Origin of the sequence: Natrinema pallidum DSM 3751 (assembly GCF_000337615.1) — an archaeon.
Taxonomy (GTDB): Archaea; Halobacteriota; Halobacteria; order Halobacteriales; family Natrialbaceae; genus Natrinema; species Natrinema pallidum.
Window position 1 is genome coordinate 158,153 of record NZ_AOII01000088.1, and the last position, 26,544, is coordinate 184,696.

Annotated in this window: 26 protein-coding genes and 1 pseudogene; 19 read left to right on the forward strand and 8 right to left on the reverse strand. The window is 67.0% G+C overall.

Annotated features, from left to right (window positions below; all coding sequences use genetic code 11):
* Window positions 1-7: 7 nt before the first annotated feature.
* The 11 genes from C487_RS14815 (at window position 8) to C487_RS14865 (ending at window position 9,494) form a co-directional block, all read left to right on the forward strand.
* Entirely contained in the window at window positions 8-709 is a 702-nt protein-coding gene (locus C487_RS14815) for a TorD/DmsD family molecular chaperone (RefSeq protein ID WP_006186619.1), read from the forward strand.
* Window positions 706-1,743 (forward strand): ethylbenzene dehydrogenase-related protein, encoded by a 1,038-nt coding sequence (locus C487_RS14820; protein ID WP_006186620.1) that lies wholly within the window; start codon window positions 706-708, stop codon window positions 1,741-1,743. Before C487_RS14815 ends, C487_RS14820 begins: the two co-directional genes overlap by 4 nt.
* A complete protein-coding gene (locus C487_RS14825; protein ID WP_006186621.1) occupies window positions 1,740-2,636 on the forward strand; it encodes a HEAT repeat domain-containing protein in 897 nt (298 codons plus the stop codon). Before C487_RS14820 ends, C487_RS14825 begins: the two co-directional genes overlap by 4 nt.
* Window positions 2,633-3,298, forward strand: coding sequence for a hypothetical protein (locus tag C487_RS14830; protein ID WP_006186622.1), 666 nt, complete (start codon window positions 2,633-2,635; stop codon window positions 3,296-3,298). The genes C487_RS14825 and C487_RS14830 overlap by 4 nt, the downstream gene beginning before the upstream one ends.
* Before the next feature lies 1 nt (window position 3,299).
* The gene (locus C487_RS14835; protein ID WP_006186623.1) at window positions 3,300-4,577 is read left to right on the forward strand and encodes a P-loop NTPase; all 1,278 of its coding nucleotides are present in this window, start codon (window positions 3,300-3,302) and stop codon (window positions 4,575-4,577) included.
* A gap of 104 nt (window positions 4,578-4,681) precedes the next feature.
* Window positions 4,682-5,230, forward strand: coding sequence for a molybdopterin-guanine dinucleotide biosynthesis protein B (locus C487_RS14840; protein WP_006186624.1), 549 nt, complete (start codon window positions 4,682-4,684; stop codon window positions 5,228-5,230).
* 142 nt (window positions 5,231-5,372) lie between these two features.
* Window positions 5,373-6,326, forward strand: a complete 954-nt coding sequence (locus tag C487_RS14845) for an extracellular solute-binding protein (RefSeq protein WP_049908184.1) — start codon at window positions 5,373-5,375, stop codon at window positions 6,324-6,326.
* Window positions 6,323-7,195, forward strand: coding sequence for an ABC transporter permease (locus tag C487_RS14850; RefSeq protein ID WP_006186626.1), 873 nt, complete (start codon window positions 6,323-6,325; stop codon window positions 7,193-7,195). The genes C487_RS14845 and C487_RS14850 overlap by 4 nt, the downstream gene beginning before the upstream one ends.
* 132 nt (window positions 7,196-7,327) lie before the next feature.
* On the forward strand, window positions 7,328-7,996 hold the full coding sequence (locus C487_RS14855; protein WP_006186627.1) for a helix-turn-helix domain-containing protein: 669 nt from the start codon (window positions 7,328-7,330) through the stop codon (window positions 7,994-7,996).
* Between the two features lie 193 nt (window positions 7,997-8,189).
* On the forward strand, window positions 8,190-8,954 hold the full coding sequence (locus C487_RS14860; protein WP_006186628.1) for an enoyl-CoA hydratase/isomerase family protein: 765 nt from the start codon (window positions 8,190-8,192) through the stop codon (window positions 8,952-8,954).
* A gap of 96 nt (window positions 8,955-9,050) precedes the next feature.
* On the forward strand, window positions 9,051-9,494 hold the full coding sequence (locus tag C487_RS14865) for a hypothetical protein (RefSeq protein ID WP_006186629.1): 444 nt from the start codon (window positions 9,051-9,053) through the stop codon (window positions 9,492-9,494).
* A 152-nt stretch (window positions 9,495-9,646) separates the two neighbouring features.
* Here C487_RS14865 and C487_RS20680 read toward each other — a convergent pair whose 3' ends face one another.
* The 4 genes from C487_RS20680 to pyrB form a co-directional block, all read right to left on the reverse strand.
* Complete coding sequence (locus C487_RS20680) at window positions 9,647-10,828, reverse strand: hypothetical protein (RefSeq protein WP_049908176.1); 1,182 nt, start codon at window positions 10,826-10,828, stop codon at window positions 9,647-9,649.
* Window positions 10,829-11,086: 258 nt separating this feature from the next.
* Window positions 11,087-11,932: a hypothetical protein gene (locus C487_RS14875; RefSeq protein ID WP_006186631.1), complete on the reverse strand. Its 846-nt coding sequence runs from the start codon at window positions 11,930-11,932 to the stop codon at window positions 11,087-11,089.
* Window positions 11,933-12,182: 250 nt separating this feature from the next.
* The gene (gene pyrI, locus C487_RS14880; protein WP_006186633.1) at window positions 12,183-12,671 is read right to left on the reverse strand and encodes an aspartate carbamoyltransferase regulatory subunit; all 489 of its coding nucleotides are present in this window, start codon (window positions 12,669-12,671) and stop codon (window positions 12,183-12,185) included.
* Window positions 12,664-13,608, reverse strand: coding sequence for an aspartate carbamoyltransferase (gene pyrB, locus C487_RS14885; protein ID WP_006186634.1), 945 nt, complete (start codon window positions 13,606-13,608; stop codon window positions 12,664-12,666). Before pyrB ends, pyrI begins: the two co-directional genes overlap by 8 nt.
* A gap of 148 nt (window positions 13,609-13,756) precedes the next feature.
* Between pyrB and C487_RS14890 the strand changes: the two genes are divergently transcribed.
* On the forward strand, window positions 13,757-14,383 hold the full coding sequence (locus tag C487_RS14890; protein WP_006186635.1) for an RAD55 family ATPase: 627 nt from the start codon (window positions 13,757-13,759) through the stop codon (window positions 14,381-14,383).
* 270 nt (window positions 14,384-14,653) lie between these two features.
* On the opposite strand, the gene C487_RS14895 is transcribed toward C487_RS14890, so the two are convergent.
* A complete protein-coding gene (locus C487_RS14895) occupies window positions 14,654-15,613 on the reverse strand; it encodes an FKBP-type peptidyl-prolyl cis-trans isomerase (protein ID WP_049908177.1) in 960 nt (319 codons plus the stop codon).
* 88 nt (window positions 15,614-15,701) lie between these two features.
* Here C487_RS14895 and cyaB point away from each other — a divergent pair.
* From cyaB to C487_RS14920, 5 genes and pseudogenes are all read left to right on the forward strand, one after another.
* Window positions 15,702-16,209 (forward strand): annotated as a pseudogene (gene cyaB, locus C487_RS14900) (class IV adenylate cyclase).
* A 171-nt stretch (window positions 16,210-16,380) separates the two neighbouring features.
* Window positions 16,381-17,586 carry a methionine adenosyltransferase gene (locus tag C487_RS14905; protein ID WP_006186638.1) on the forward strand — a complete coding sequence of 402 codons (1,206 nt, stop codon included), beginning with the start codon at window positions 16,381-16,383 and terminating at the stop codon, window positions 17,584-17,586.
* Between the two features lie 489 nt (window positions 17,587-18,075).
* Window positions 18,076-19,329, forward strand: a complete 1,254-nt coding sequence (locus tag C487_RS14910) for an MFS transporter (RefSeq protein ID WP_006186639.1) — start codon at window positions 18,076-18,078, stop codon at window positions 19,327-19,329.
* A gap of 71 nt (window positions 19,330-19,400) precedes the next feature.
* On the forward strand, window positions 19,401-20,579 hold the full coding sequence (locus C487_RS14915; RefSeq protein WP_049908178.1) for a tRNA sulfurtransferase: 1,179 nt from the start codon (window positions 19,401-19,403) through the stop codon (window positions 20,577-20,579).
* A gap of 187 nt (window positions 20,580-20,766) precedes the next feature.
* Window positions 20,767-21,372, forward strand: coding sequence for a DUF5804 family protein (locus C487_RS14920; protein WP_049908186.1), 606 nt, complete (start codon window positions 20,767-20,769; stop codon window positions 21,370-21,372).
* Window positions 21,373-21,431: 59 nt separating this feature from the next.
* Here C487_RS14920 and C487_RS14925 read toward each other — a convergent pair whose 3' ends face one another.
* Together C487_RS14925 and C487_RS14930 are read right to left on the reverse strand one after the other, a co-directional pair.
* Entirely contained in the window at window positions 21,432-22,115 is a 684-nt protein-coding gene (locus tag C487_RS14925; protein WP_006186642.1) for a hypothetical protein, read from the reverse strand.
* A 124-nt stretch (window positions 22,116-22,239) separates the two neighbouring features.
* On the reverse strand, window positions 22,240-23,223 hold the full coding sequence (locus tag C487_RS14930) for a PLP-dependent cysteine synthase family protein (RefSeq protein ID WP_006186643.1): 984 nt from the start codon (window positions 23,221-23,223) through the stop codon (window positions 22,240-22,242).
* Between the two features lie 190 nt (window positions 23,224-23,413).
* Between C487_RS14930 and C487_RS14935 the strand changes: the two genes are divergently transcribed.
* The gene (locus C487_RS14935) at window positions 23,414-23,743 is read left to right on the forward strand and encodes a VOC family protein (RefSeq protein ID WP_006186644.1); all 330 of its coding nucleotides are present in this window, start codon (window positions 23,414-23,416) and stop codon (window positions 23,741-23,743) included.
* 98 nt (window positions 23,744-23,841) lie between these two features.
* The gene (locus C487_RS14940) at window positions 23,842-24,216 is read left to right on the forward strand and encodes a TlpA family protein disulfide reductase (RefSeq protein WP_049908188.1); all 375 of its coding nucleotides are present in this window, start codon (window positions 23,842-23,844) and stop codon (window positions 24,214-24,216) included.
* An 82-nt stretch (window positions 24,217-24,298) separates the two neighbouring features.
* Here the strand turns inward: C487_RS14940 and C487_RS14945 are convergent, their stop codons facing one another.
* Complete coding sequence (locus C487_RS14945; protein ID WP_006186646.1) at window positions 24,299-26,482, reverse strand: thioredoxin domain-containing protein; 2,184 nt, start codon at window positions 26,480-26,482, stop codon at window positions 24,299-24,301.
* Window positions 26,483-26,544: the final 62 nt, after the last annotated feature.

The following is a 26,544-nucleotide window of genomic DNA, read 5'->3' on the forward strand; positions in this document are numbered from 1 at the left end:
CAGACCAATGACACCGAACGCCACACCAGAGTCCGAGTACCACGCCGCGCGGGCCACGCTGTACTGTGCCGCCGCCGCGGTGTTCACCTACCCGACCGACGAGACCGTCCGCGAACTGCTCGACCCCGAGGCCCGCGAGGGAATCGAGCGCGCCGCCGAGCGACTCACCGTCGCCGAGGAGGCGACTGCACTGCTCGAGGCGCTCGCCGAGACCCCCGTCGAGGACCTCGAGTCGGCATACAACCGCCTGTTCGGCCTCCCGAGCGACGACGGCACGTACCCCGTGATCCCCTACGAGGCCCACTACACGACCCGCGACGAGATCAGCAGCGAGCAACGCCGGATCGCGACCGTCGTCGGGCTGATGGAGGAGTTCGGCCTCGAGCCCAGCGACGATTTCGCCGAGCGCCAGGATCACGTCGCCGCCGAACTCGAGTTGGCGCAGGTGCTCGCCGGCCAGCGGGCCGTCGCGCTCGACTCCGGCGAGTCGGTCGCCGCCGAGCGCGTCGGCCAGGCCGAGGCGACGGTGCTCGCGGAACATCTCGTCGAGTTCGTGCCGGCGTTCGCCCACGACCTGCGCCGGGCGACGGACGAGGACGCGTACGTCGCCGCGGCGAACCTCGTCGAGGCGCTGGTGAGCTACGACAACGGGCAACATCCCGATCCGACCGTCTCGGCGGACGCCGCGAACGGAGGTGAAGCCCCGTGAGTTCACAGTCCATCGAGATCGGGTCGGTTTCGATCGACCGCAACGCGGCGCGTGGCGCGACGAAACTGGCAGTGATCGTGCTGTGTCTGATGATGGTGCTCCAGGTCGCGGTGGTCGCCGTCCTCACGGTCGGCCCGCAGCCGCTGCGCTCCGTCGACAAGGTGCCCGCGGAGCCGGACGCCGCGGCGTGGGACGACGCGCCGACCGAGACGGTGTCGCTTGACCCACAACAGATGGCGCTGCCGTACGGTGGCGGGAGCGTCGACGAGGTGACGGTTCAGGCGGTGACCAATGACACGCACGTCGCCTTCCGCATGGAATGGGAGGACCCGACCGCGGACACGGAGATCAACGAGCCAAAGGCCTACAGCGACGCTGCGGCGATCATGCTCCGTAGCGGGAGCCAGCCGCCGGTCGCCATGGGTGCCAGCGGCGACCCGGTCAACATCTGGTACTGGCGCTCGAGCTGGCAGCACTCGGAGTCCGATCCGGGCGGCGACATGTACTCGTACCCGCATCCGGACAACGAGACGAAGCCGGGGCAGGCGGCCGGCAACCCGCTCTCGAAGTCGAGCTACAACCGATACGCACAGAACTACTATGCCACCGGCTACGGCTCGCTGACCAACGCGGAAACCCAGCCCGTCGCGGCGAACGGCGAGCGGACCGACGACGGCTGGGCGGTCGTGTTCCAGCGCGAGCACGAGGCCAGCGGCCAGTACGACGCCGCGTTCACGGACGGCGAACAGATGTACCTCACGTACGCGATCTGGGACGGCGACGCCGACGAAGTCAACGGCGAGAAGTCGCTGTCGTACCAGTTCCTCACCCTGGATACCGACGACGGGACGCTCAGTGCGGCCGATTCCGACGACGGTAGCGGCAACGAAACGGACGGTACCGACGGCGGTGCCGTGGCCGGTGTCACCGACTCGGCGCTCTGGCTGGTCGGGGCCGCGACGAACTGGCCAGCCCTCCTCGCGATCGCGACGATCGCGGCGTGGCTCGTCAGCTACTGGAGGCTCCGAGAATGACCGACTACGCGAACCGAAGTGCCCGCGGCCGGGCACCCGACGACGGCGAGGCATCGCTCCGATCGCGACTCGAGTCCGATCGCGAACGCGACCGACGGCGCGGGGCGCTCGGGCTGGTCGACCTGGCCGACGAGGGTGGGCTGGAACCGGCGACGATCGCGGGGCTCGCCGAGCGAACGCTCGAGGACGAGGCGGCGGACGTGAGACAGTTCACCGTCGAAGCGCTCGGACTCGCCGCGAGCGTCTCCGACTCGGACGTGGCCGCCGAGGCGATCCGGGCGGCGCTGGCCGACGACCACGAGTGGGTCCGCGCGGAGGCCGTCGTCGCGCAATCGCGGGCCGAACCCGGGAACGAGGAGCCGCTTCGCGGGGCCCTTGAGGACGACAGCGGCTGGGTGCGGCGCAACGCCGTCATCGCCCTCTCGAAGACCGGGGCGGCCTCACAGGAGCTGTTGATCGAACGGATCAAGAACGACCCACACTCCGGCGTCCGGGAGTACGCGGCCGACTACCTCCGCGAGTACGCTGACGAGGTCGAAGCGGCGGTCCGAATCCTCGCGGCCGTCCTGGCCCGCGATCCGGAGGCGTTCGTCCGGGCGAAGGCCGCGACCAGCCTCGGCGATCTCGGCACCGACCGCGCCGAGGCGGTCCTCGAGCGCCACGGCCTGAACGACCGCAGCGACGACGTGCGACGGTCGGCAAAGCGGGCGCTCGCGACGGCTCGCGGCGTCGATCCCGAGCAGATCGACGCCGGACTGGACGGCGACGCTGCGCCCGGAGGCGGACCGGGATCGCAACGGGAACGGCAACGGCAACGGCAGGGCCCCGGGCCGAATCGGGGGCCGGCCGGCTCGATCGACGGACTCACACAGGGACAGCGTGATCGACGATGACCTACGAACTCGACAGCACACCGACGGCCGACGGATCGCAGGCGCGGGACGAATCGCACGCGGATCACGACCACGACGAGTCGGCTGCGGACTGTACGACCGAACACAGCGCTGCAGGCTCGAGCCCGGAGGAGTCGCTGGGCGTGACGATCCCCGACGACCACGTGGGCGCGTTCGTCGCGCAGGCGTTCGAGGACGTCGAGCGCTCGACGGAGTGGACCGAATCCATCGACGCCGTCGTCGACGACGACGCCCGCGACGCCTGGCGGTCACTCTCGGCGCGGAAGCAGGTCGTCGAACTGCTGACGATCGCCGACGGGTTCGACGAGCAAGCGACCGCGCTGCTCGAGGAGATTCCCCTCGATCGGGGCGGGCTCGACGACGACCTGCGCGAGCGGTTCGAGGAGGCAAAGCGGCTGCGTCGCAACGCGGATATCCTCCGCGACGGGATCGCGGCGGGCTACGCCGAGGGCCGAGTCAGCGACGACGAACTGGTCGCCGCCGTCGAGGCCTTCGAGTTCGATACCGCGACGATCGCCGCGCGAGAGGACGCGTTAGACGCCGTCGCCAACGCGTACGACCTCGAGTTCCGGCCCTACGGCGGGACCCTGATGACCGAGCGCGAACCCGACGACGACGCCGAATCGTTCGAGGCCTGGTAACATGGCAAAACACGACATCGTTCCGGACGACGTACCGACTGACGACCTCGCGGTGCGCGTTCGGGACGGCCTGCGCGCCGTCGCGGACCCCGATCTGGGAAGCGACGTGCTCGAGTCCGGGCTGGTGACCGACGTCTCGGTCGACGAGCGGGTCGTGCGGATCGGCGCGGATCTCACCGGGCTCGACGACCCGACGGCGGAGGACGTCACCGAGGCGCTCCGCCGACGGGCGCTTTCGACGCCCGGCGTCGAGCGGGCGACGATCGAGGGCGAGACGCCCGACGCGGGTGCGGCCGACGCGATCGACGGGCCGACCGGTGTCGATACCGTGATCGCCGTCGCCAGCGCCAAAGGCGGCGTCGGCAAGACGACGGTTTCGACCCAACTCGCCCGCGCGCTGGCCGCCGATCCCGACCACGATGTCGGCATCTTCGACGCCGACCTCTACGGACCGAACGTGCCGGAACTGCTGGATCTCGAGGGGCCGGTGTCGGCCACCGAAGCGGGCGACGCCGAGCCGATCGCTGCCGGCGACCTCACCGCGATGAGCGTCGGCCTGATCGCGAACGACGAGCCGCTGGCCTGGCGGGGTGCGATGGCCCACGAAGCCGTCAGCGAACTGTTCGAGGACACCGCCTGGGGCGATCTGGACACGCTAGTCGTCGACCTGCCGCCGGGGACCGGCGACATCGTCCTGACGGCGCTGCAGTCGCTCCCGATCGACGGGGCGGTACTGGTCAGTACGCCGCATCCTACGAGCGTCGGGGACACGTCCCGCAGCGCCACGCTGTTCGAGGAAAACGGCGTCCCGCTACTGGGAACGGTCGTCAACATGCGCGGATTCACCTGCGAGTGCGGCCGCGAACACGATCTCTTCCCGGACACCGACGTCGAGGCCGCACTCGACCAGCCGGTGCTGTGTGACCTTCCGTTCGACGAACGGGTCCGAGACTTCGGCGACGACGTCCCGCCGGCAGCGCTCGAGTTGGCCGACGCCGTTCGCGAGCGACTCGCGGCGGTCGGCGACCTCTCGGTGCCCGACCACGCGCTCGATCTGCGCGGGCTGCCGAAACCGATCCGCCACGAGCAGGCCACCGAGGAGTTCCGCGCGACCGAGCCCGGCGAGACGTTCTACCTGCTCAACGACCACGATCCCTCCCCGCTCGCCGCGGAGCTCGTCGGGGCGGTCGGTCGCGAAGGACCGCCCGGTGCCGCCTTCGAAGAGTACGAGGTCCGCAGACGGGCCCCAGACGAGTGGGTGCTGGCCGTCACACGGTAGCCGGGCCGTGAGTCGACCGGGAGCGGCGACGCGGGATGCCACGGTCGGCACGCCGCGACGCGCCATCCGAACGGGTCTTCCCCACGAACCGACGATGGACACGTATGAGTCAGGACGCGAGGCTGCGTGCCGTCTGTCTGGCGGGACCGAGCGACGCCGGCAAAACGTCGCTCGTCGAGGAACTGGTGGAGCGGCTGGCAACCGATGGCCGCGTCGCGACCGTCAAGTCGATCCACCACGACATCGAGATCGATACACCGGGCAGCGACACCCACCGCCACCGGACCGCGGGTGCCGAAACCGTCGTCGGTATCACGCCGGCGTTGACCTTCGATATCACGACGCGGGGCAAGCGGGACCCGCCCGAACCCGCCGGTGACGGGCTCCTCGAGTCCGACGATCCGGAAGAACGGGCGCTCGCGAGTACGCTCGAGCGCCTCGCCCGACGCGGGTACGACACCGTCCTGGTCGAAGGGTTCGCCGAGTCGCCGCTGCCGACGATCCTCGTCGGGAGTCGAGAGCCGGCCGCCGTCGGCGGCCCGATCGTCGGGCGCGGCGAAGACTCGATCGAGGACCTCGTCGAAACGATCCGCTCGCTCGACGGACTCGAGGGAGTGACCGATGACCGGCCGGGCGACGATCCGGACGACTGAACCGACCGACTGGCCGGAGGTGACGCTGGCGGAGCGACGGACGGAGACGGCAATGTCCGTCGGGAGTAACTACTCCCGGTTGTATTCTCACGATATAGGAACCGAAACCAGTTGTATTTGTGCGCTTCCTCCAATGGTACGTATGCACAGTCGCGACGGCCGCGTCGAGTCCGGCCCGCGGAGTCGCCGGCGCGTCCTCGCCGCGACGGGCGGACTCGCGGCGGGGCTGGTCGGGGTCGCGGGCTGTCTCGGCAGCACTGACGGCGTTCGGGTGCTCGCCGCCGGCAGTCTGGCCGCCGCCTTCGAGAACGGCATCGGCCCGGCGTTCGAGTCCGCGTCCGGTCTGCGGTACGAGGGCGAGTACTACGGGACCAACGCCGTGCTGCGGCTGGTCGAAGACGGGACGAAGCATCCGGACGTGGTGATCGGTGCCGACGTCGAACTCCTGCGGGAGCGCCTCTATCCCGACCACGCCGACTGGGACGCCGAGTTCGCGGCCAACGAAGTCGTGATCGCCTACGCGCCCGAGACCGCCCTCGGTTCGCGGCTCGCGGCCGGCGAGCCGTGGTACGAGGTCTTCGCGACCGCCGACGAGGGCGCGATCGCGATCAGCGACCCGGACCTCGACCCGCTGGGCTACCGGGCGCTCCTCCTGTTCGAACTCGCCGAACGCGCACACGAGCTCGAGGGCTTTCGCGACGCGATGGCCGACAAAGTCGCCCGTGTCGCCGACGAACCCCAACTGCTCGCCGGCCTCGAGAACGGCGATCGGGCGTGTGCGGTCGCCTACAGCAACATGGCGGCCGTGCGCGATGTCGCCGTCCGGCGGCTGGACGATGCCTACAACTTCGGCGATGCCGCGTTCGCTGACCGATACGCGCGGGCGAGTTACACCACCGACGGCGGCCACACGGTCGAGGGGACGCCGGTCGTCTACAACGCGACGGTGTGCTCCGACGCCGACGCTCCGGCTGCGGGCCGCGAGTTCGTCTCCTTTCTGCTCGAGAACGGTACGCTACTGACCGAGCACGGTCTGCGCGTCGACGATTCGTTGCCCCGGTTTCACGGGGCTCCCCCGGAGGCGATCGGGCCATGAGTCACACGGACCGTACCCGAACCGATACACCGGAGCGAAACGGGGACGCGGCAGGAGCCGATGCGGACCCCCGATATCGCGCGGGCCGCGAGTGGCTGCCAAGCGGGCTCGCCGTCCCGGCGTTGCTCGGTGCGCTGTTGCTCGCTTACTTCGTCGTCCCGTTCGCGGTCTTTCTGCTCCGCATGCGAGACGTCGCTGTCGGTGCTGGGCTCGCGGACCCGGCGGTTCGGGACGCGATCGGGACCTCGCTGCTGACGGCACCGATCTCGACGGCCATCGCGACCGTCCTCGGCGTACCGCTGGCGTACGTCCTCTCGCGGGCGTCCTTTCGCGGCAAGCGGCTGGTCGAAGCGCTCGTTTTGCTCCCGCTGGTCGTCCCCCCGATCGTCGGCGGCGTGATGCTCCTGACCGTCGTCGGTCGATACACGCCGATCGGTGCAGCCGCCGCAGCCGTCGGACTGCCGTTGACCGGTAGCCGCGCCGGCGTCGTCCTCGCCCAAACGTTCGTCGCCGCCCCGTTTCTCGTCGTCACCGCCCGCGCGGGCTTCGACGGCGTCGATCCCCGACTCGAGGAGGCCGCGCGGACGATGGGATACGGCCGCCTTCGGACGGTGTGGCTGGTCTCGCTCCCGCTGGCGCGCAACGCCATCGCCGCCGGGATCGTGCTGACGTTCGTCCGGGCGCTCGGCGAGTTCGGCGCGACGATGATGGTCGCGTACACTCCACGTACCATGCCGACCCAGATTCGCGTCTCGTTTATCGCCCGCGGGATCGACGCGATCGTGCCGATCGCGCTCGCCCTGCTCGCCGTCGCCGTGATCGTCGTCGTCGCCGTCCAGTTGCTGGTCGGGACCCCCCGTCGCCGCTGAACTGCCGCGTTCGCGACGCTGTCGCACACTCGCGTTCGAACCGATCAGAACGCGTGTAATTCGCTCTAACCGTCTCTAAGTGGTTTGGAAGTGGGATTATGGACATGGTGGTTCAATCAACGGGTGAGACTCATGACATCCATCGCAGACATCGAGATTCCGGCCGACGGAACCGGTACCGGCGAACTGTTCGAGGCCGTCCCTTCGCTCACGTGCGAAATGGAACGGGTGATCGCCTCGAGCGGCCACGGACTCTGGCTGTCGGGCCCCTCCCAGGCGGAGATCGAATCGGCCCTCGACGAGGCCTCGGCGATCGGCACCTACTCCCTGATCAGCAGCGACGAGGACCGTTGGCTCTACGACATCGAGTTCAAACCCGACACCGTCGACCCGTTCGAGCTCACGCTCGAGGAGAACGGCACGGTGCTGAGCGCCTCAGCGTCGAACGGCACATGGCTGCTCAGCGTCCGCGTGGTCGACCGCGAGAGCGTCAGTTCGCTGTACGATCGGCTCGACGATAACGACGTCACGCCGACGATCGTCCGCCTGTTCGATCTCGCCGAGGAGAGTCACTCCCAGTGTGGCCTGACGGCCCGCCAGTACGAGACGCTGGTCGCGGCGATCGACCACGGCTACTTCGAGATCCCTCGCGAAGTCTCGATGCAGGAACTCTCCGAGGAACTGGATATCTCCCATCAGGCGCTTTCCGAACGGCTGCGCCGCGCCTACCGCGCGCTGGTTACCGCCGAACTCAACGTGACCGAAGAGGACACCGCCGCCCCGCCGATCCCCTCGAACTGACTCCGCTCCGTCCCCCTCGTCCCGCCGGACGGCCGACTCGATGCTTGTGTCCCGCTCGAGCGAGCCCGAACGGTCTCGCCGTTCGTGGGTCGCCGCTCGAGCGCCACGCCTACTACGCCCCGCGAGCGATGCTGCACGGCGGCCCGCCAGCGAACCGCCCACAGTTACTATCCGGGGGGCCGATGTGTGTGGCATGCGAATCACTGACGACGATGGCGTGTTGCGACTCACGTTCGATCGACCGGACGCGCTCAACGCGCTCACCGGGGAGACGGCCGCCGAACTGGCCGATGCGATCGCGGACGCGACCCCCGAGGCACACGACGCGATCGTCCTCACGGGCGCGGGCGAGGCATTCAGCGCCGGCGGCGACCTCGAGATGCTGTCGGAGACCCCCGATAGCTCACAGGACGCCTACGAAAATGTCACCGAGACCTTCGGCCGCGTCGTCGAGGCGATGCTCGAGTGTCGGGTGCCGATCGTCGCGAAGGTAAACGGCGACGCCATCGGTGCGGGGCTCTCGCTCGTCGCACTCGCCGACATCGCCTACGCCGCCGCCGACGCGACGTTTTCCTGCGCGTTCGTCAGAGTCGGTCTAGTGCCCGACACCGGCGGGACCGTCATGCTCCCCCACATCGTCGGGCTGCGAGCCGCGAAACGACTCGCGTTCACCGGCGAGTTCTTCGACGCCGAGCGCGCGGCCGACCTCGACCTGGTCAACGAGGCGATCCCTGCGGCGGAGCTCGACGACCGCGTCGCCGAGACCGTCGAGCGACTCGCCGACGGTCCCACGGCCACGATCGGGATGATGAAACAGGCCATGCACGAGAACCTGGGCCGCTCCTGGGACGAAGCCCTGGATTACGAGAACCTGCTCCAGGCCCAGGCCCGGACGTCCGACGCCCACGAGGAGGGCGTCGCCGCCTTCCTGGCGGGGCGCGACCCGGCGTTCGAGTAACGCCGCGCGTCGGTCTCGGTCACTCACACACGTAGCCGGCCGCAAGCACCCGCAAGCACCACGACCTTGCGCGAATCGACCGTCAACCGACGTGCAATGTCCGCACAGTTTACCGACGACGACATCGGCAAACGCGTCGTCAACGCCAACGGTGACGAAGTCGGGATGGTCGTCGACATCGAACACGGGACGGCCCACGTCGAACCGGACCCCGGAATCACGGACTCGATCAAGGCGACACTCGGCTGGAGCGATAGCGGCGAGCGTACCTATCCGCTCCAGACGGAGGCAGTCAGTCGCGTGACCGACGACGAAATCCATCTCGAGACCGACCCCTCCGGCCGCAATACGGGAGCCACCGGTGGCGGTGAGATGGGGCGCGGGACCGGGGCTGACACCGGCACCGAGGACCGCGGCATCGATCGGGACGAAGCCGATATCAGCGGCCGGGACGACGAGGGCGTGATCCGCGACGATGACGACGATCAGCTCATCGGCGACGACGATGACGACGGCGCGAGCGGCCACGACACCCGGTAACTCGTTCCTCCCGCCCCCTCGAACCGGCGATCGAGACCCTGCTCCGTTTCCGTTTTCGGTTCGACACTATCGATCCGAGTGACCTCGCCGTACACGCCGGTGTCACGCTCCTCGAGCGGCGACTGGGTACCGGGAAGCGTCGACCCCGTGACTCACTGCTGATTCGAGCCTCGCGTTTCGTTCCCGCTGTTCTCTTCGGTCCGCCGCCGGGGTTGCTCCGACGTCACGTCGGTCTCCTCTCTCGCCCGCCGCTCGCGGGATCGGGTCGTTTCATCGCGGTCCCGATCGCGGTCGGTATCCGCTGCCGGCTCCTGGCCGGGTCGCTCGCGCGCGGCCGATCGGCCGCCGCGCCGTTGGCGACCTCGTTCCCCTCTCTCGGGCCGGTCAGTGTCGATTCGCTGTGAATACTGGTCCCGTAAACGGCCCTGGTCGGTCCGTCCCGGGGGCGACTGTTGGCGCTCGTGCTCGCCCCCGCGCTGTGTCCGGGCACCGCTGCGGGGCTGCCCCCCGGGCTGTCCGGAGCCCTGTTGTGCCCCCGGTCGCGGCTGTGACTCCTGTGGCTGGGGCTGTCGTTCCCCCTCGAACTGGCCCTGTCCGGTGCCCCGCCCCTCTTCGGCTCCCCGCTGTGGCCGGTCGGGTTCGCCACCCTGTGACTGGCCGCCGAACTGTCCGGTCCCGACATCGCTCGAGCGTGTGGGTGCAGCCGCCATCGGCTGTTGCTGCGGCTGTTGCTGCGGGGCGGCGGTGCCGGTCGACTCGCCGCCGTATTCCTGTGGCGTAACCCACTCACCCGTCTGTGGGAACTGCTGTGACTGTTGAGGCTGCGGACGGCCGCTCGGCCCCTGTTCCGTTTGCGGCTGTGGGTACCGTTGCCCGCCTTGTGGCTGTGGCTGCATTCGAGTCTGCGGCTGTGATTGCGGTCCCTGTTGGCGACCCTCCTGCCCTGCCATCCCGCTCGGCGACCCCATCCCCTGCATCCGAGTCCCCATCTGCTCCATCTGTTCCATCTGTGGCTGAGCGGCGGCCTGCATCCCCTGTTCCATCACCTGCTCCATCTCCGGCATGACGGCCTCCATACCCTGCAGATAGCTCTGCATCATCGACTCGGTAAACTGCGGCCCCGGCACGCTCTCGAGCATCGATTTCGTCATCTCGAGGCCCTGTTGCTGGGCGGTCTCCTGCCACTCGAGCGCGCTCAGCGTCATCCGAGCCGCGTTTCGCTGGAGGTCCAAGAGCTGTTCCATGGCCTGCTGGCTCTGGTTCATCGTCGACTCCGCCATCCGTTCGGCGTTCGTGTCCGTCGACTGCTGGCTTTGTTGCTCTCTCATAGTCATCACCTGAGGATCCACGATGAGCGCCGATCCTCGGTCACGACTGCAGGCGACCGAGACGCAAATAAAGGGCGTCGTCGGTTGCAGTCGCTCGGCCGGCCCAATCACTCGTAACCGACAGACGCCGGATCGAAAAACCGGGCTGACGATCCCATCGCATCGTCCCAGAGTAATCCGTGATACGACCGGCCACGGGCGTGTAATAACCGCTTACGATCGGCTCGAGCGAGCGTCGGACCGATCGTAAGCGGCTCGCCCCGGTCAGGGGTCCGATTCCGTCCCCGGGTCGCCGTGTGTCACGCCGTCGCGCTGGTCGGCCTGCATTCGGCGCAGTGCCGCGCGCCCGTTACTCGCCTCGTAGCCGAAGAAGACGCCCTCGGCGTACTCCTCGGCGACCTCGAGCGCGTGGATCAGGTTATCCACATCGACGTTTACGGCGTACAATTCGATATTAAACGGCGTCTCGAGCGCACTCTCGAACCCCTTCGCGATCGTCTCGAGCCAGTAGGTCGTACCGTACGCCGTATCGTACAACGGGACGACGAACTCGTCGACGTGGTCGGCGATCGCTGCGAGATCGATGCCGGCGCGCTCGTAGAGGTGGCCGGGGTACGGGTCGGGGTAGAGCGTCATGTAGACCGTCCCGGGAATCCGGTCGGCGGCCGCGGCGACGAAATCGGTGATGACGCTCGCCCGCCACGCCATGCGGTCGTCGTACTCGCTGGCGTCGAAGGCCTGCTCGCAGACGCCACACCGGCAGTACTCCGCGCGGGGAAAGCCGATGTCGTCGAGGCGGACGTCCTCGTTTTCCGCGACGCAGTCGTCGATGACCTCGAACAGGCCCTGCCGGTAGTCCTCGCGGGAGGGACAGATATACGCCCAGTCGAAATAGGACCGTTCGCGGTCGGCCGGCCGACCCATGTCGTCGACGGGCACCAGCGACGGGTCGGCGTCGGCGGCAGCGTTGTCGCCGAAACACGAGACCATGTTTACCCCGTCGGCGATCGGCTCGGCGGACCGGCCGGTCACGTCCTTGACTTCGTAGAAGCCGCGGTCGAACTCCGGCCACCGTACTTCTTCGGCGTTCCGGGTGACGACGCCGTACATAGCTCAGTGTACGCCGCCGTCCCCGTAAGCCGTTCGGAATCGGTGCTATTCTTCGGTCGGTTCGTAGTCGACTTCGACGTCCGACGAGCCGCTAAACGCGACCTTGTAGAGGACGGCGATGACGAACAGGGCGAGCGCAATCTTGGCGGTACGTGACATGTACGTCGGGAAAAACGGCCGGCAAATACTTATGTATTCTGGATACTCGTCTCGGCGAGAGAATCGAACCCGTCGGCCGCGACCCCCCGGATCAGGTATCGATCAGCGACGCGATCTCGTCGCGAACGATCGTCCCGCAGTACGAACACCGGACGCCGTCCTCGAGCACCGAGAACCGCGAGGTGACGGGCTCGTCGCCGGTCGTGATACAGCCGGCGTTAGGACACGAGAGGACGCCCTCGACGATATCGGGGCGTTCGACGCGGTGTTTCTCGACGACGTCGTAGTCGCGGACGATGTTGATCGTCGCGTCGGGCGCGATCAGCGAGAGGACGTCGACCTCGTCCTGGCTCAGTTCCCGACCTTCGACCTTGACGATGTCCTTGCGCGCGAGCCGATCCGAGGGGACGTTCATCCCGACGGAGACCTCCTCACCCTCGGTGCCGTCGATACCCAAGATTGCGAGGACGTTCAGCGCCTGCCCGCCGTGGACGTGATCGATGACGGTGCCGTCGCGGATCTTGCTCACCCGCAGTTCGTGGTCGTCGTTCCCGTCGTGGTGATCGTGATCGTCACTCATTGCTATCACCGCCGATACGCGTGTCGTCGCTCAACAGGAGATCAAGCAGCGCCATCCGGACCGGGACGCCGTTGTGCGCCTGTTCGAAGTACGCCGCGTGGTGCGTCTCGTCGATCTCGGGCGCGATTTCGTCGACGCGGGGCAGCGGATGCATTACGGTCAACTCGTCGCTCGCGGCCGCGAGCGTCTCGGCGTCGATCTGGTACTCGCCGGCGACCTTCTGGTACTCGTTTTCGTCGGGGAATCGCTCGCGCTGGATCCGCGTGACGTAGAGCACGTCGAGCGAGGGCAGCACCCCCTCGAGCGAGTCGTGTTCCTTGATCCCCGTGCCGTCCTGTTGCTGGTGGAGATCGTAGACGACCTCGCGGGGCAACTGGAGGCTCTCCGGACTGATGAAGTGCTGTTGGGCGTCGAAATTCGTCAGCGCGTAGGCCAGTGAGTGGACGGTCCGGCCGTACTTCAGGTCGCCCATGATACCGATGGTCAGGTCGTCGAGGCCGGCGTTCTCCCGGATCGTGTAGAGATCGAGCATCGTCTGGGTAGGGTGGTGGCCGGCACCGTCCCCCGCGTTCACCAGCGGCACGTCGACGAACTCGCTGGCCATCGTCGCCGCGCCCTGTTTGGGATGGCGCAGGACGAGTCCGTCGGTGTACCCCTCGATGACCCGGACGGTATCGGCGAGCGTTTCTCCTTTCTTCACGCTCGAGGAGTCGACCGAGCCCATGTCGACGACATCGCCGCCGAGTCGTTTCATCGCGGTCTCGAAGCTCATCTTCGTCCGCGTACTCGGTTCGAAGAAGAGCAGGCCGAGCAGGGTGTCGGCGTGGCGGTCGGCGACCGCCGACGGATCGGCGTCGATCTCGGCCGCGTAGTCGAGGACGGTCTCGATGTCCCCCCGCGAGAGTTGTTTGCTCGTGATGAGGTGATCGTGACGCATTCGTTCGTGTAGGCTGTGGCGTGCCCCTTGAATCTCTCCATTCGATGCGATGACTCGCGGTGCCCGAGCGCGCCGTCAGCGCCGATGTCAGGGAGCAAAACTTAAGGCAAAGAGTTATACAGACACTGCAGCAATTGGAAACAACTGTATGGTCGGCCGGCTTGACACTGGAATCGACGTCCTCGATCGAAAGCTCGACGGCGGGCTCCCGCCGGGGTGTATCGTCGCCTACACGGCCGACCCGGCCAGCCAATCCGAGTTCCTTCTCTACGAACTCACCGCCGCCCGCGGGACGCTCTACCTCTCGACGGAACGCTCCGACGACGCCGTCCGCCACGCCATCGAGGCCTCGCCGTCCTCGGTCGGAAGCCCGACGGTCAGACACGTCACCAGCGACACGCCGCTCGAGGAGGCGACCCGGCTCATCGGAGCCCTTCCCGACGGGGCCAACCTCATCATCGACACGATGGACGTTTTAGAGCGGTGTGAGACCGACGCGTACGTCACCTTCCTCAACGAACTCAAAACCAAGATGCTCGAGACGGGGAGCATCGCCGTCCTCCACTGCCTGAAAGCCGACGACGAACCCGAAAACCGGTCCCGGACCTACCACGCCGCCGACGCCGTCTTCGATCTCCGAACCGAGATCGCCGGCACCGAACTCGAGAACCACCTGACGATCCCCAAGTTCCGCGGCGGCAGCCAACCGACCGACGCGATCAAACTCGAGTTGACGGAGGAGGTCGCGATCGACACGAGCCGCGACATCGCGTGAGTGGGACTACTCGACGCCGCCGGACGGAACCAGTCGCTTCCGTCGGCCCTCCTGTTCGGGCGTGAAACGGCGTGATCGCAGCGGTCCGTTCGGTGACCGTCGAGGCGGCGTCGCTGTTTGAACTCGCCGGTCTCAGTGGGTGACCCCGGCCCCGGAGCGTCGCCTATCGAACTGCCCATCATCGGCTAGCCTCACGAGTGGGGTGGGAAAAAGTCGCGAACGCACGCTCGTGGTCGTCTCCGAGCCGAACCGGCCGGCGACTGCGGCGTGTTACTCCTCTGCGCCTTCGAGTTCGTCGACGATCTCGTCGGCATCGACGTCGGCGTCCTCGAGAGCCTCCTCGATGTCGCCGCCGCCCATACCGCCCATGCCACCCATCATACCGCCCATGCCCATGCCACCCATGCCGTCGATGACTTCCTGGACGATGACGCGGTCGACGCCGACCTTCTCGATGATGTCCTGGCCGATCTGCTGTTTGCCCATCATCCACTGCTGGTTCATCGTCATCTGGGGCGTGGCCTCCAGATAGAGCGTCTCCTTCTCGACGGTTTCGGTCTCGAACTCGGGCTCGGCGTCTTCGTCCTCGTCGTCGTCGGGCTCGACGGGGACCTCTTCCTCGACTTCGTCCGTCTCGATCCAGAGTTCGGGCTCCATCCCGAGGTACATCTCGAAGAGGCCGGCGGCCTGCTGCTCGCGGTCGTCGACCTCGTCGGCGATCGTGTACTCGTACTCGACATCGTCACCCGCCAGCGGGTGGTTGAAGTCGACGCGGGCGCGCCCGCCGATGATGGTACTGATGTAGCCCTGCTGGCCGTCGATCTGGACGTTCGCACCGGGGTAGCGGTCGTCCTCGTCGATTTTTTCGGCGCTGACGGTCTGGACGTCGTCCGGGTCGTACTCGCCGAAGGCGTCCTCGGCGGGGACGATCACGGTCCCGGAGTCGCCGGGCTCGGAGCCGACGATGTCGTTCTCGACGGCCTCGAAGATGTGGCCCTCTCCGACGACGATCGTTCGCGGCTTGAACTCCTGGCCCTGCTCGTCGACGCCTTCCTCCTCGGCGACTTCGGGGTCGGTCGTATCGACCAGCTGTTCGTCCTCGGTCGTGTACGCGGTGTACTCCAGTTCGACGAAGTCGCCTTCCTGCAGTCCGTCGGCGTCTTCTTCGGCTCCTGCTTCGTCGACGTCATCGGCCTGCTCCTCGAGCTCGGCCTCTTGATCCTCAGTCATACGTTGTACGTCCCGCCGTCGACATTTAAGTACGACGTTTTCGAACGAGAGCGACCGATACTTACGACCGCCGGCCGTCCCCCCGGGCATGTACGAGGTCGAAGTGAAGGTCCCCGCCGATCTCGCTGCCGTCCGCGACCGCCTCGCGGCCATCGAGGCGCAGTCTCGCGGGAGCGTCGTGCAGGTCGACACCTATTACNGAGATGTGTATAAGAGACAGGCCGGACAGCGGGTCCGCGGACACCCGTATTACCTACAAGGGTCCGCTCGTCGACGACGAGTCCAAGACCCGCGAGGAACTCGAGACCGCCGTCGGCGATCGCGAGACGGCCGACGCGATCCTGACGAACCTCGGCTTCGAGGCCGCCGCGACGGTCCGCAAGGAGCGCGAACGGTTCGCGCTCGAGGGGTACACCGTCACCCTCGATTCGGTCGACGACGTCGGCGAGTACGTCGAAGTCGAAACCGACGTCGTGGACGAATCCGATCTCGAGGCGGCTCGTGACGGTGCCTACGACGTACTCGAGCGGCTCGAACTGGAGCCAGACGACCAGCTTCGGACGTCCTATCTCGGCTTGCTGCTGGGGGCCGAATAGAGTAGCAACTGAACGTCAATGCACACCTGATCGCAGGACGGTGTTGCGATCAGTATGTAAATCGTTTCAGTTGCTATCGGCCGTTCGCCGACAGATACATAACCGATAAGCATTTTCCATCTCGTGTCTGTTTTCGCAAGTTATACCACCTCGCTCCGTTTAGAGCCGCCAATGAGCGAGCGGAATATCCGGATCGAGTCTATCGATCGGCAAGCGGTCGAGGATCAGGAGGTCGAAATCGTCGAACGAAAGGGGATCGGACATCCCGACTCTATCTGTGATGGCATTGCCGAGAGCGTCGCGGGGGCGCTCGCACGCGAGTACTTGGATCGCGTCGGTGAAGTACTACACTTCAACACCGACGAGACGCAACTCGTCGCCGGCGAGGCAGCGCCCGCCTTCGGCGGCGGCGAGGTCGTCGACCCGATCTATCTGCTGATCGTCGGCCGCGCGACCAAACACTACGAAGGCCAGACGATCCCCGCCGAAACCATCGCCCTGCGGGCGGCACGGGAGTACCTCGAGGAGAACATCCCCCAACTGACCGTCGGCGAGGACGTCGTGGTCGACGTCAAACTCGGGGAGGGGAGCGGCGACCTGCAGGAAGTCTTCGGGGAGGACGAAGTGAGCGTCCCGATGGCCAACGATACGAGTTTCGGCGTCGGCCACGCGCCGCTGACCGAAACCGAACGGATCGTTCTCGAGGCCGAGCGACGACTGAACGGGGAGTACGCCGACGAGAACCCCGAACTCGGCCCGGACGTGAAGATCATGGGCAAGCGCGAGGGCGACGAGATCGATGTCACCGTCGCGGCGGCGATGGTCGACGAGTACGTCGCCGATCTCGACGACTACGCCGAGGCCGTCGAGTCCGTCCGGGACTTCGTCGACGACGTTGCGCGCGCACACACCGACCGCGATGTCGACGTGCACGTCAACACGGCCGACGACTACGACGAGGGGTCGATCTATCTCACGGTCACCGGAACGTCCGCCGAGCAGGGCGACGACGGCTCCGTCGGCCGCGGGAACCGCGCGAACGGACTCATCACGCCCAACCGTTCGATGTCGATGGAGGCGACCAGCGGCAAGAACCCGGTCAATCACATCGGGAAGATTTACAACCTGCTCTCGACGGAGATCGCCGAAGAGGTCGTCAGCGAGGTCGACGGCATCCGCGACCTGCGCGTGCGGCTCCTGTCACAGATCGGCCGGCCGATCGACCAGCCCCACGTCGCCGACGTGCAGGTCGTCACCGACGAGGGCGTCGCGGTGTCGGATGTCGAGGACGACGCCGCCGCGATCGTCGATCGGGAACTCGCGAACGTGACCGAAATCACGCGTAGCGTGATCGAGGGCGACCTCTCGACGTTCTGAGAACGTAGTTGTTGGCCGCCTATTAACACACCCCCTTCTCGGCAAAATCTTTCATCGCTGTAGTAATACGTATCACTGGAGGGATTCAGCAGAGTCAACCGGCGGAGACGAACCACCACAGGGCAATGGAACCCGTTTTGCAGTGGTATTCAAAACCATTCTCGGCGCTTTCGGACTATGCATCGGATTCGTATTCACTGTCGGCAGCGGTCTGAGCGCGGGAGGAACGATCCATACGCTTTTCCTTCTTTTCGGGCTGCTTCTCTTCTTCAGTTCTGCGTACGTGCTCTATTGTACGGGGATACAGGTCACCCGATCTCACTCATCGCTCGTGCTCGGACTGCCGAGCAGCGATCCAACGTGAGCCACGGTTTTGAGTGATAACTCGAGCGGCGACAGAACTGTCGGATTCGGTCGTGTATTTATGTACCGACACATTTCTTGCCGTCGCGATCGCCGTTTCGAAACAGTACTCGAGAACGATCACCGATGTCACGGATATCTGCCAGTTCGAACCGCATCGTCTACGCCGTCGTCGCGAGTACCTTCTTCGTCGGCTTCGGTGGCGGCGTCGTCTTCCCGATCCTCCCGAACCTCGGCGAGGTGCTCGGCATCTCGGCGTTCATGGTCGGCGTCATCCTCTCGGCCAACCGCTGGACGCGGCTGGTCGCCAACGGGCCGGCCGGCGCGCTCGTCGACCGGATCGGCACCCGGAAACCGTTCGTCGCGGGGCTGGCGATCGAGGGGGCCGCGACCGCGGGCTACGTCGTCGCGATCACGTCGTCGGTGCCCGAGTTCTGGTTCGTCCTCGCGCGGGTCTGCTGGGGCGTCGGTAGCGCGCTCGTGTTCGCGACGGCCTACACGATCACCGCCGACATCAGCGACGCCAGTTCGCGCGGGACGAGCATGGGCATCGTCCGAGCCGGGATCACGTTCGGCTTCCCCGCCGGCATGGTTCTCGGCGGGCTCGTCAGCGAGGCCTACAGCAACGCGACGGCGTTCGTTCTCGCGGCCTCCTTCGCCGCCCTCGCGAGCGTCATCGCCTTCTTCATCGTTCCGGAAACCCACGTCGAGGCCGCCGGGTCGTCGATCAGCCCCTGGGACCTCGAGACGACGCTCCCCGCACTCACCGTCGGCCTGGTCAACTTCGGGCTCTATTTCGCGTACATCGGCGTCCTCTTCTCGACGCTCGTCCTCTATCTCGAGGCCGAGTCGCTGACGCTGTCGCTCGCGGTCGCGGGCCACGGCATCGACTACGGGGAACAGGGAACCTCGGGGCTGCTGATGGCGGTCTCCGCGCTCTCGGGTGCGGCCTTTACTATTGTCGGCGGCAAACTCAGCGATGTCGTCGGTGCCCGTGTGCCCGTCCTGATCGGTTTTCTGACGATCAGTTGTGCCGGGTTCGCCGTGCTCACGGTCGCCCCTTCGTTCGGAGCCGTCGTCCTCGCGTGTGCCTTTATCGGGGCAGGACAGGGCGGCGTCGGCGGCCCGCTGACGGCCCTCCTCGCCGACCTCACGCCCGAGGATCGGATGGGCAGGGCGATGGGAACGAACAACATCTTCGGCGACGTCGGCGGCGGTCTCGGGCCGCTGGTATCGCTCCCCTTCGCTACCGCGGTCGGGTACGACGTGCTGTACGCGCTCAGCGCGCTCATCCCGCTGTTGGCCGGGACCGTTCTGGTCGCCGGTATCTACTCCTACACCGGCCACCTGAGTCCGACGGTCGACGACTCCATCGTCTGAGTTGCTGGCGGCTCCTCGGCCGAATCCCGTCCTCGTAATGCCCTTATAGCCCCAACCATCTATCACAGTCCATGCACCCACCGGGAGCCGACACCGTCCTCATCCGCCACGGGGACCTCAACACAAAGAGCAATACTGTCAAGCGGTACATGGAGGACCTCCTCGCGGAGAACATAGAGGCCTTGCTGGCGGATCGGTCGGTTCCGGGCGAGGTCGAGCGCCGGTGGAACCGGCCGCTGATCCACACGACCGAGGACGCCGTCGAAGCGGCGACTGCTGCCGCAACGGACGCCTTCGGCGTCGTCTCCGCCAGCCCCGCCCTGACGGTCAGCACGGAGCAGGCGCGCATTCTCGAGGCGGTCGCGGAAACGGCCCGCGAACACTACGACGGCGGGACGTTCGCGGTCGACGCCCGCCGGGCGGACAAGAGTCTGCCCTACGACAGCGAGGATCTGGCTCGCGACGCCGGGAACGCGATCTGGGAGGCCGTCGACGACGAGTTCGAGCCCGCGGTCGACCTCGACGATCCCGATCTCACGTTCGGCATCGAGGTACGCGCCGACGTCGCGTTCGTCTACCTCGAGCAGGTCGACGGGCCGGGCGGGCTCCCGCTTGGTTCCCAGGAGCCGGTCATCGCGCTGGTCAGCGGCGGGATCGACTCGCCGGTCGCAGCCTACGAAATGATGAAACGCGGGAGTCCGGTCGTCCCGGCGTACGTCGCCCTCGGGGATTACGGCGGGATCGACCACGAGGCCCGCGCGATGGAAACGGTGCGCATCCTCTCTGCGTACGCGCCGAACTTCGACATGCAGGTCTATCGGGTTCCGGGCGGCGAAACGATGGCTCTGCTGGTCGAGGAGATGGAACAGGGTCGTATGCTCTCCCTGCGGCGATTCTTCTACCGCGCCGCCGAGACGCTGGCCGAACGCATCGACGCGGACGGCATCGTCACCGGCGAGGCGGCCGGCCAGAAGTCGAGCCAGACGATCCGCAATCTCGGCGTCACAAGCCGTGCGACCCGCCTTCCGATCCACCGCCCGCTGTTGACCAGCGACAAACAGTACATCGTCGCCCAGGCCCGCGAGATCGGCACCTTCACCGACTCGACGATCGACGCCGGCTGCAACCGCGTCACTCCCGACCAGGTCGAGACCAATGCCCGACTGAAACCGCTGCTGGACGCCGAGCCAGACGACCTGCTCGAGCGCGCCGAAGACGCGGCGGCGGCTGCGGAACTGGTCGACCCCTGAACCGGTCCGCGACACGCCGTGTCCTCCGCTCGGAGACAGCCCGACGAGCCACTGCCGGGATAGGATCGAAGAGGACGTCGATCACCGTCGCGGTCAGGGAGCCCGTCGCTCCGCAGCGAGCGGTGGTCGCGATGGCCCCGTTTACAAGCCGAAACCAACATTACGCCGTCGCTCCCACCACATGATAGTGACCCGCGTCTGTCTCATCGGCGAGGCCGGGACCAACCTCCAGTACGAACTCCTCTCGCGCGAAACGGCTCGCGAGGCGCTGTCGACCTACGACCTGGAGCGCCCCGTCGAGAACTCGCTGGCCGTCCGGACGGTCAGTATCGGTGCTGCCGTCTCGCTGCTGAACGACCTGAACTGGTATCTCACCAGGTTCGTCGACGAGGCGCTCGTTCAGGACCCCAGCATCAGCGACGAGGACTGGCTCTCGCGGTCGCTGGCCACGCAGCTCCGGAATGGCGACCTCGAGCCCGCGGCCACCGCCGAATTCTGCAAGGTTTACGGCCTCGAGCGAGTGGGCGCGGGTTCGGAGCCGGCTGCCGACGACGCTACCGGGACCGGCGACTCGAGGGCGGACGCCGATGGCGGCGCGAAGGCGTCCGTCGGCCCCGAGACAGGGACCGAGGGCGACCCGGGCGAGGCCGAGCGGGCGGGCGTCGCAGAGCCGACACACAGACTCGTCGAACCGCTGTACGTACGCCGGGTCGACGGCGATGTCCCCGAGTACGATCTCCGGGACGTCGAGGACACCCTCGTCGTCCGGGTGACCGAAGCCGAATACTCGTAAGTCGGCTTCGAGGCCGGTCTCGACGGACATCCCGACGACTGTCTCGGTGACGTGCGACCCTACTCGTCGTCGGCTGTCTCGGTCGAGCTATTCGACGACTCGGCACCCGCGCTCTCGGACGCGGTATCGTGCGACACTGACACCTGGTGCGACTCGCCGTTCCGGTCCACGATGGTCACCGAGACGTTCGTCAGGCGCTGTCCATCGAACGTCGCCCGAACGAGGCGTCCGACGGTCGTCTCTTGAGTGATACAGGCCTCGTCGTCGTCGCTCGTCTCGCGGACTGCCCCATCGAGGACGACCTGCTCGTCCTCGGCAGCGATCGACTCGAGCGCCAGTTCGTGGCAGGGGTTTGGAGCGCCGGCCTCGAGTGACACGAGGACCGATGTCTCGAAATCGGTCTCGTCGACGAACGTCTCGAGGGAGTCGCCGGTTCGATCGTGCTCGGCGAGCCAGTCGGTGGCTGCTGCATCGTCCCCGAGCATGTTCAGCCGGGGCGACGTCGACCGCTTCGAGTACCGGTACGTTCGGGAGTCGGAGCCGGCCAACTCGGTGGCTTTCCCGTCGGCGTCGTCACCGTCCTCGGGGCCGTCGTCATCGCCCGACGGCGTTCCGGGATCGCCGTCGTCGGGTTCGGTCTCGTTCGACGGCGAGTCCTCGGTGTCGTCGCCGAGACAACCGGCGGACAGCGCGATCACGGATGCGGTTCCACAGAGCAGGGCGCGTCTCGAGGGGGCTGTCATAGTACTACCCAATACGCACTCGTAAGTAAAAGGCATTCGGCTAGCTGAAAGAAAGGTTTTCGTTACGGCGGGTGCGTTTTCGGCCGCGCTTCCGTGCGTCACTGACGGCCGCAAGGCCGAGGCGTCAGTCGAAGAGGCCGGTCGAGAGATACCGTTCGCCGCTGTCCCAGAAGACGGTGACGACGAGCGGGCAGTCGTCGGCCGTCCGTCCGCCGTCGGTCTCCGGCGAGGCCGGCCGCTGGCCCTCGTCGAACGCGGTCGGGACCTCCGGACAGTCGAGGTCCGGCTCGGCGATCTCGCGTGCGACACGCTGGGCGACGAGACTCGTCGCACCGCTCGACTGACCGACGAGGACACCCTCCTCGCGAGCGAGACGACGACACTCGTCTTCGGCGTCCTCGAGTGGCACGGTCTCGACGCGATCGAGCAGATCGAGGTCGAGGTTGTCGCTGACGAAACCGGGCCCCATCCCCTGGAACTCGTCGCTGCCGGCTTCGCCGGTCGAGAGGACGGCGTTGCGCTCGGGTTCGACGGCGACGATCTCGACGTCGGGGAACTCCTCGCGGAGCCGGCGGCCGATGCCCGAGATCGTGCCACCGGTTCCGACGCCGGCGACGAAGGCGTCGACCTCGCGGTCGCCGACCTGTTCGACGATCTCCTCGCCGGTCGTCTGATAGTGTGCCTTAGGGTTCGCGGGGTTCTCGAACTGGCCGAGCTGGACCGCGCCCTGGGCCTCGAGTGCCTCGGCTCGAGCGCGGGCATCGGCCATCTCCCCCTCGACGAGTTCGAGGTCGGCTCCGTAAGCGGACAGCAGCTGCTGGCGTTCGGTGGACTTGTCCGCCGGCATGACGATCGTCAGGTCGTAGTCGCGGGCGGCCGCGACGAGCGCGAGTCCGATGCCGGTGTTGCCGCTCGTCGGCTCGACGAGCCAGTCGCCGGGTTCGATCAGCCCGTCGCGCTCGGCGGCCCGAATCATCTCGCGGGCCGGCCGGTCCTTCGCCGAGCCGCCAGGGTTGAACGATTCGATCTTCGCGGCGACCGTCGCACCCGCTGGCGAGTCGACCTGGACCAGCGGCGAGCCGATCGTGTCCAGGATGCTCCCTTTCATTGGCCCGCGATACGGTTTCCAGACGTAAACCCATGCTGGACAGAGGCAGGACGTGCCGGTGTATCGGCGCGACCGGTCGAACCCGCCGGAGAGTGACGGCGGTCGGTGCTCGCGCCCCGGCCCGACACGGCCGGCGATGACCGCCCGCCAACCGCAGCCGATTTGTGTCACTGTGACACAGGTAGCCGGTATGGACGGTATCGTGTTCTTTCGGACGGCACACCACGACGACGTGATCGAGTTCTATCGCGATCTCGGTGCCGACATCTGGCTCGAGCAGCCGGGATGTACCATCCTCGAAGCGGGCTCGTTCCGCGTTGGCTTCTGCGCCGGCTCGGAGGCGGATACCGAGGGGATCGTCACGTTCGTCTTCGACGACCGCGACGGTGTCGACGAACTGTACGCGCAGTTGGAGGCCCGTGCGGACGGCGAACCACGGTTCAACGACACGTACGATATTTACCAGTTCTTCGCGTCCGACCCCGAGGGACGAACCGTCGAGTTCCAGACGTTCGAGTGATCGCCGCCCCGCCACGAATCCCGGCGGTCGGCAAGCGGACCGAGTCGGACCGCCGTCGAAGCATCGCCGTTAAGCCCGCCCGGACGCAAGCCGTTCACATGAGTCTCGAGACCATGCGGCCGAACCCCACGTGGGATGCGGCCAGCTACGAGGACGCGGTCGACACGCTCGCGGCCCATAGCGACGAACTGATGTACACGGTCTGGGGCGGCGACTGGTGTACGGACTGTCGCGCGCTCCTGCCCGACTTCGGCGCGGCGCTCGAGGCCGCCGCGGTCCCCGACGACCGTATCGAGGAGGTCAGCGTCGATCAGGACAAACAAGGGCCGGGGGTCGAGGAATACGGCATCGAGTACATTCCGACGATCGTCGTCGAAACCGACGACGGCGAGGAACTCGTCCGCTTCGTCGAGGAGGAGGACGTGCCACCGGCCGTCTGGCTGGCCGAGCGACTCGAGGACGAACTCGCGTAACGCCGCCGGCGTCAGCCTCGAACGGATCGTCTTTTGAATCGCTCTCTACGCGTCCATCCGCGTCGGCCCTCGAGTCCCGGCCCTAGAACGGGCTGCCCGACTCGTCGGCCGTCGTCTCGTTCGAGCCACCGGCATCGGTGTTCTCGCCGAGCCACTCGAGCGCGTCGGCCACGTCGTGAGTCGGCGGCGAGCAGGTCCGTTCCCGACAGACGTACAGTGTCGGTTCGTCGTCGCGGGCCTCCCGGTCCGCCCAGATCGGCGGCGCGTTCTCGAGGCCGAGCGTCTCGAGCCACGCTTCGAGTCCGTCCTCGGTCGGCGGCCGCAGCGCAAAGAGCCGGTCGGGGTAGTACTGCGAGGCGAGGCGGTCGCGCCACGCGGTCGGCAGGTCGTCGGCCGCGACGGTCACTTCGAGCGCGCCGGCCGCGAGTCGGTCGGCGGCGAGACAGAGCGTCGCGTGCTCGAGCGCGTTCGACTCGAGTTCGTTCGCGTGGGTCTCGAGGACGGTCGCGGCGATGTCCTCGAAGTCTTCCGCAGCGAACTCGTCGAGGGCGAGGAGGGTTTCGACCGCGACCCCGGTCGCCGAGGGGGTCGACTGGTCGCCGAGTTCCTGCGGCCGGGTGACCAGCGACTCGCCGCTCTCGGGCGTGAAGTAGAGGGTCCCGCGGTCCGCGTCCCAGAACTCGGCCTCGATGACGCGAGCCAACTCGAGGGCGAACGCGAGGTGGTCGACCTCGCCGGTCGCCTGGTAGCAGTCGAGTGCGCCACGGGCGAGGAAGGCGTAATCCTCGAGATAGCCGTCGACTTTGACGTCTCCATCTTTATAGCGCCGCGAGAGCCGCTGGTCGTCCTCATCCCAGAGGCGATCGCGGACGAACTCGAGTGCGTCGACGGCAGTGTCGGCGTAGTCGTCCGCGCCGAGTACCAGCGCCGCCTCGGCGTAGGTCGAGATCAGCAGCCCGTTCCAGCCCGCGAGGATCTTCTCGTCACGGTTGGGTCGCGGCCGCTCCTCGCGGGCCTCGAACAGCGTCTGGCGGGCCGAGTCGAGTCGCTTCAGGATTTCGTGTTCCGCGAGGTCGAACTGGTCGGCGAGTTCCGACACGGTAGCCACGCGGTTGGGCTGGTTCCGTCCCTCGAAGTTGCCCGACTCCGAAATATCGAACCGGGCACAGAAGAGGGCGGCGTCGGTCTCGTCGTCGAGTGCCTCGTGGACCTCCGCGGGCGTCCAGACGTAGAACGCCCCCTCCTCGCGCTCGCCAGTTTCGGGCGACTCGCTCTGGGCGTCGAGAGTGCTGAAGAAGCCGCCCTCGTCGTGGGTCAGTTCCCGATCGACGAACTCCAGCGTTTCCGAGACGACGGTGGCGTAGCGGTCTTCGCCCGTCAGTTGATAGCCCGAGAGGAACGCCCGCGGGATCTCGGCGTTGTCGTACAGCATCTTCTCGAAGTGGGGGACCGTCCAGTCCCGATCGACGCAGTACCGATGGAACCCGCCCCCGACGTGATCGTAGAGCCCGCCCGCGGCCATCGCGTCCAGCGTCTCCTCGAAGACCTCGCGGTACTCCTCGCGACCGGTGCGGTCGTAGGCCCGTGCGAGGACGCGCAGTCGCGAGGGCTGGGGGAACTTCTGGCCGGAGCCGAACCCACCGTATTGGCGGTCGGCGCTGCGGAGCACCATGTCCGCGGCCGTCTCGAGCACGTCGCTCGAGGGCGGCTCAGCACCGACTCCCGCGGTATCCGGGGTCTCCTCGAGTTGGTCTTTCGCGGCGTCGGTCCACTGCTGGGCGCGGTTCTCCATCTCCTCGCGGTCCTCCTCGCTTTCCCAGGAGTCGCTAATGCGCTGGCAGAGATCGCGGAAGCCAGGCTGACCGCGCTGGCCCTCGCGAGGGAAGTAGGTCCCGATGAAGAACGGTTTGCCTTCGGGCGTGAGCCACGCCGAGAGCGGCCACCCGCCCTGTCCGCGCACGAGTTGACAGACGGTCATGTAGATGCTGTCGATGTCGGGACGCTCCTCGCGGTCGACCTTGATCGGGACGAAGTTCTCGTTTATCACCTCTGCGACCGCCTCGTCCTCGAAGCTCTCCTCCGCCATAACGTGACACCAGTGACACGCCGAGTAGCCGATCGAGAGGAAAATCGGTACGTTGCGCTCGCGGGCCGCCTCGAGAGCAGTTTCGTCCCAGGGCTGCCAGTTGACGGGGTTGTCCGCGTGCTGGCGCAGATACGGGCTCTCCTCCTCGTCGAGCCGATTGCGCCGGGTCGGATCGGTCATGGACGGACCTACGGCCGACGCGGCTAAAAACAACAGGAGATCCGGCACCGAACACCGCTACT

What these genes read in the sequence shown, in the direction of transcription:
- C487_RS14915 (WP_049908178.1), top strand. Translation starts at nt 19,401, where the DNA reads ATGCACCCACCGGGAGCCGACACCGTCCTCATCCGCCACGGGGACCTC.
- C487_RS14830 (WP_006186622.1), top strand. Translation starts at nt 2,633, where the DNA reads ATGACCTACGAACTCGACAGCACACCGACGGCCGACGGATCGCAGGCG.
- C487_RS14890 (WP_006186635.1), top strand. Translation starts at nt 13,757, where the DNA reads ATGGTCGGCCGGCTTGACACTGGAATCGACGTCCTCGATCGAAAGCTC.
- C487_RS14930 (WP_006186643.1), bottom strand. Translation starts at nt 23,223, where the DNA reads ATGAAAGGGAGCATCCTGGACACGATCGGCTCGCCGCTGGTCCAGGTC.
- C487_RS14945 (WP_006186646.1), bottom strand. Translation starts at nt 26,482, where the DNA reads ATGACCGATCCGACCCGGCGCAATCGGCTCGACGAGGAGGAGAGCCCG.
- C487_RS14895 (WP_049908177.1), bottom strand. Translation starts at nt 15,613, where the DNA reads ATGACTGAGGATCAAGAGGCCGAGCTCGAGGAGCAGGCCGATGACGTC.
- pyrI (WP_006186633.1), bottom strand. Translation starts at nt 12,671, where the DNA reads ATGAGTGACGATCACGATCACCACGACGGGAACGACGACCACGAACTG.
- C487_RS14855 (WP_006186627.1), top strand. Translation starts at nt 7,328, where the DNA reads ATGACATCCATCGCAGACATCGAGATTCCGGCCGACGGAACCGGTACC.
- C487_RS14850 (WP_006186626.1), top strand. Translation starts at nt 6,323, where the DNA reads ATGAGTCACACGGACCGTACCCGAACCGATACACCGGAGCGAAACGGG.
- C487_RS14845 (WP_049908184.1), top strand. Translation starts at nt 5,373, where the DNA reads ATGCACAGTCGCGACGGCCGCGTCGAGTCCGGCCCGCGGAGTCGCCGG.
- C487_RS14825 (WP_006186621.1), top strand. Translation starts at nt 1,740, where the DNA reads ATGACCGACTACGCGAACCGAAGTGCCCGCGGCCGGGCACCCGACGAC.
- C487_RS14860 (WP_006186628.1), top strand. Translation starts at nt 8,190, where the DNA reads ATGCGAATCACTGACGACGATGGCGTGTTGCGACTCACGTTCGATCGA.
- C487_RS14905 (WP_006186638.1), top strand. Translation starts at nt 16,381, where the DNA reads ATGAGCGAGCGGAATATCCGGATCGAGTCTATCGATCGGCAAGCGGTC.
- C487_RS14935 (WP_006186644.1), top strand. Translation starts at nt 23,414, where the DNA reads ATGGACGGTATCGTGTTCTTTCGGACGGCACACCACGACGACGTGATC.
- C487_RS14835 (WP_006186623.1), top strand. Translation starts at nt 3,300, where the DNA reads ATGGCAAAACACGACATCGTTCCGGACGACGTACCGACTGACGACCTC.
- C487_RS20680 (WP_049908176.1), bottom strand. Translation starts at nt 10,828, where the DNA reads ATGACTATGAGAGAGCAACAAAGCCAGCAGTCGACGGACACGAACGCC.
- C487_RS14910 (WP_006186639.1), top strand. Translation starts at nt 18,076, where the DNA reads ATGTCACGGATATCTGCCAGTTCGAACCGCATCGTCTACGCCGTCGTC.
- C487_RS14940 (WP_049908188.1), top strand. Translation starts at nt 23,842, where the DNA reads ATGAGTCTCGAGACCATGCGGCCGAACCCCACGTGGGATGCGGCCAGC.
- C487_RS14925 (WP_006186642.1), bottom strand. Translation starts at nt 22,115, where the DNA reads ATGACAGCCCCCTCGAGACGCGCCCTGCTCTGTGGAACCGCATCCGTG.
- C487_RS14840 (WP_006186624.1), top strand. Translation starts at nt 4,682, where the DNA reads ATGAGTCAGGACGCGAGGCTGCGTGCCGTCTGTCTGGCGGGACCGAGC.
- C487_RS14815 (WP_006186619.1), top strand. Translation starts at nt 8, where the DNA reads ATGACACCGAACGCCACACCAGAGTCCGAGTACCACGCCGCGCGGGCC.
- C487_RS14875 (WP_006186631.1), bottom strand. Translation starts at nt 11,932, where the DNA reads ATGTACGGCGTCGTCACCCGGAACGCCGAAGAAGTACGGTGGCCGGAG.
- pyrB (WP_006186634.1), bottom strand. Translation starts at nt 13,608, where the DNA reads ATGCGTCACGATCACCTCATCACGAGCAAACAACTCTCGCGGGGGGAC.
- C487_RS14865 (WP_006186629.1), top strand. Translation starts at nt 9,051, where the DNA reads ATGTCCGCACAGTTTACCGACGACGACATCGGCAAACGCGTCGTCAAC.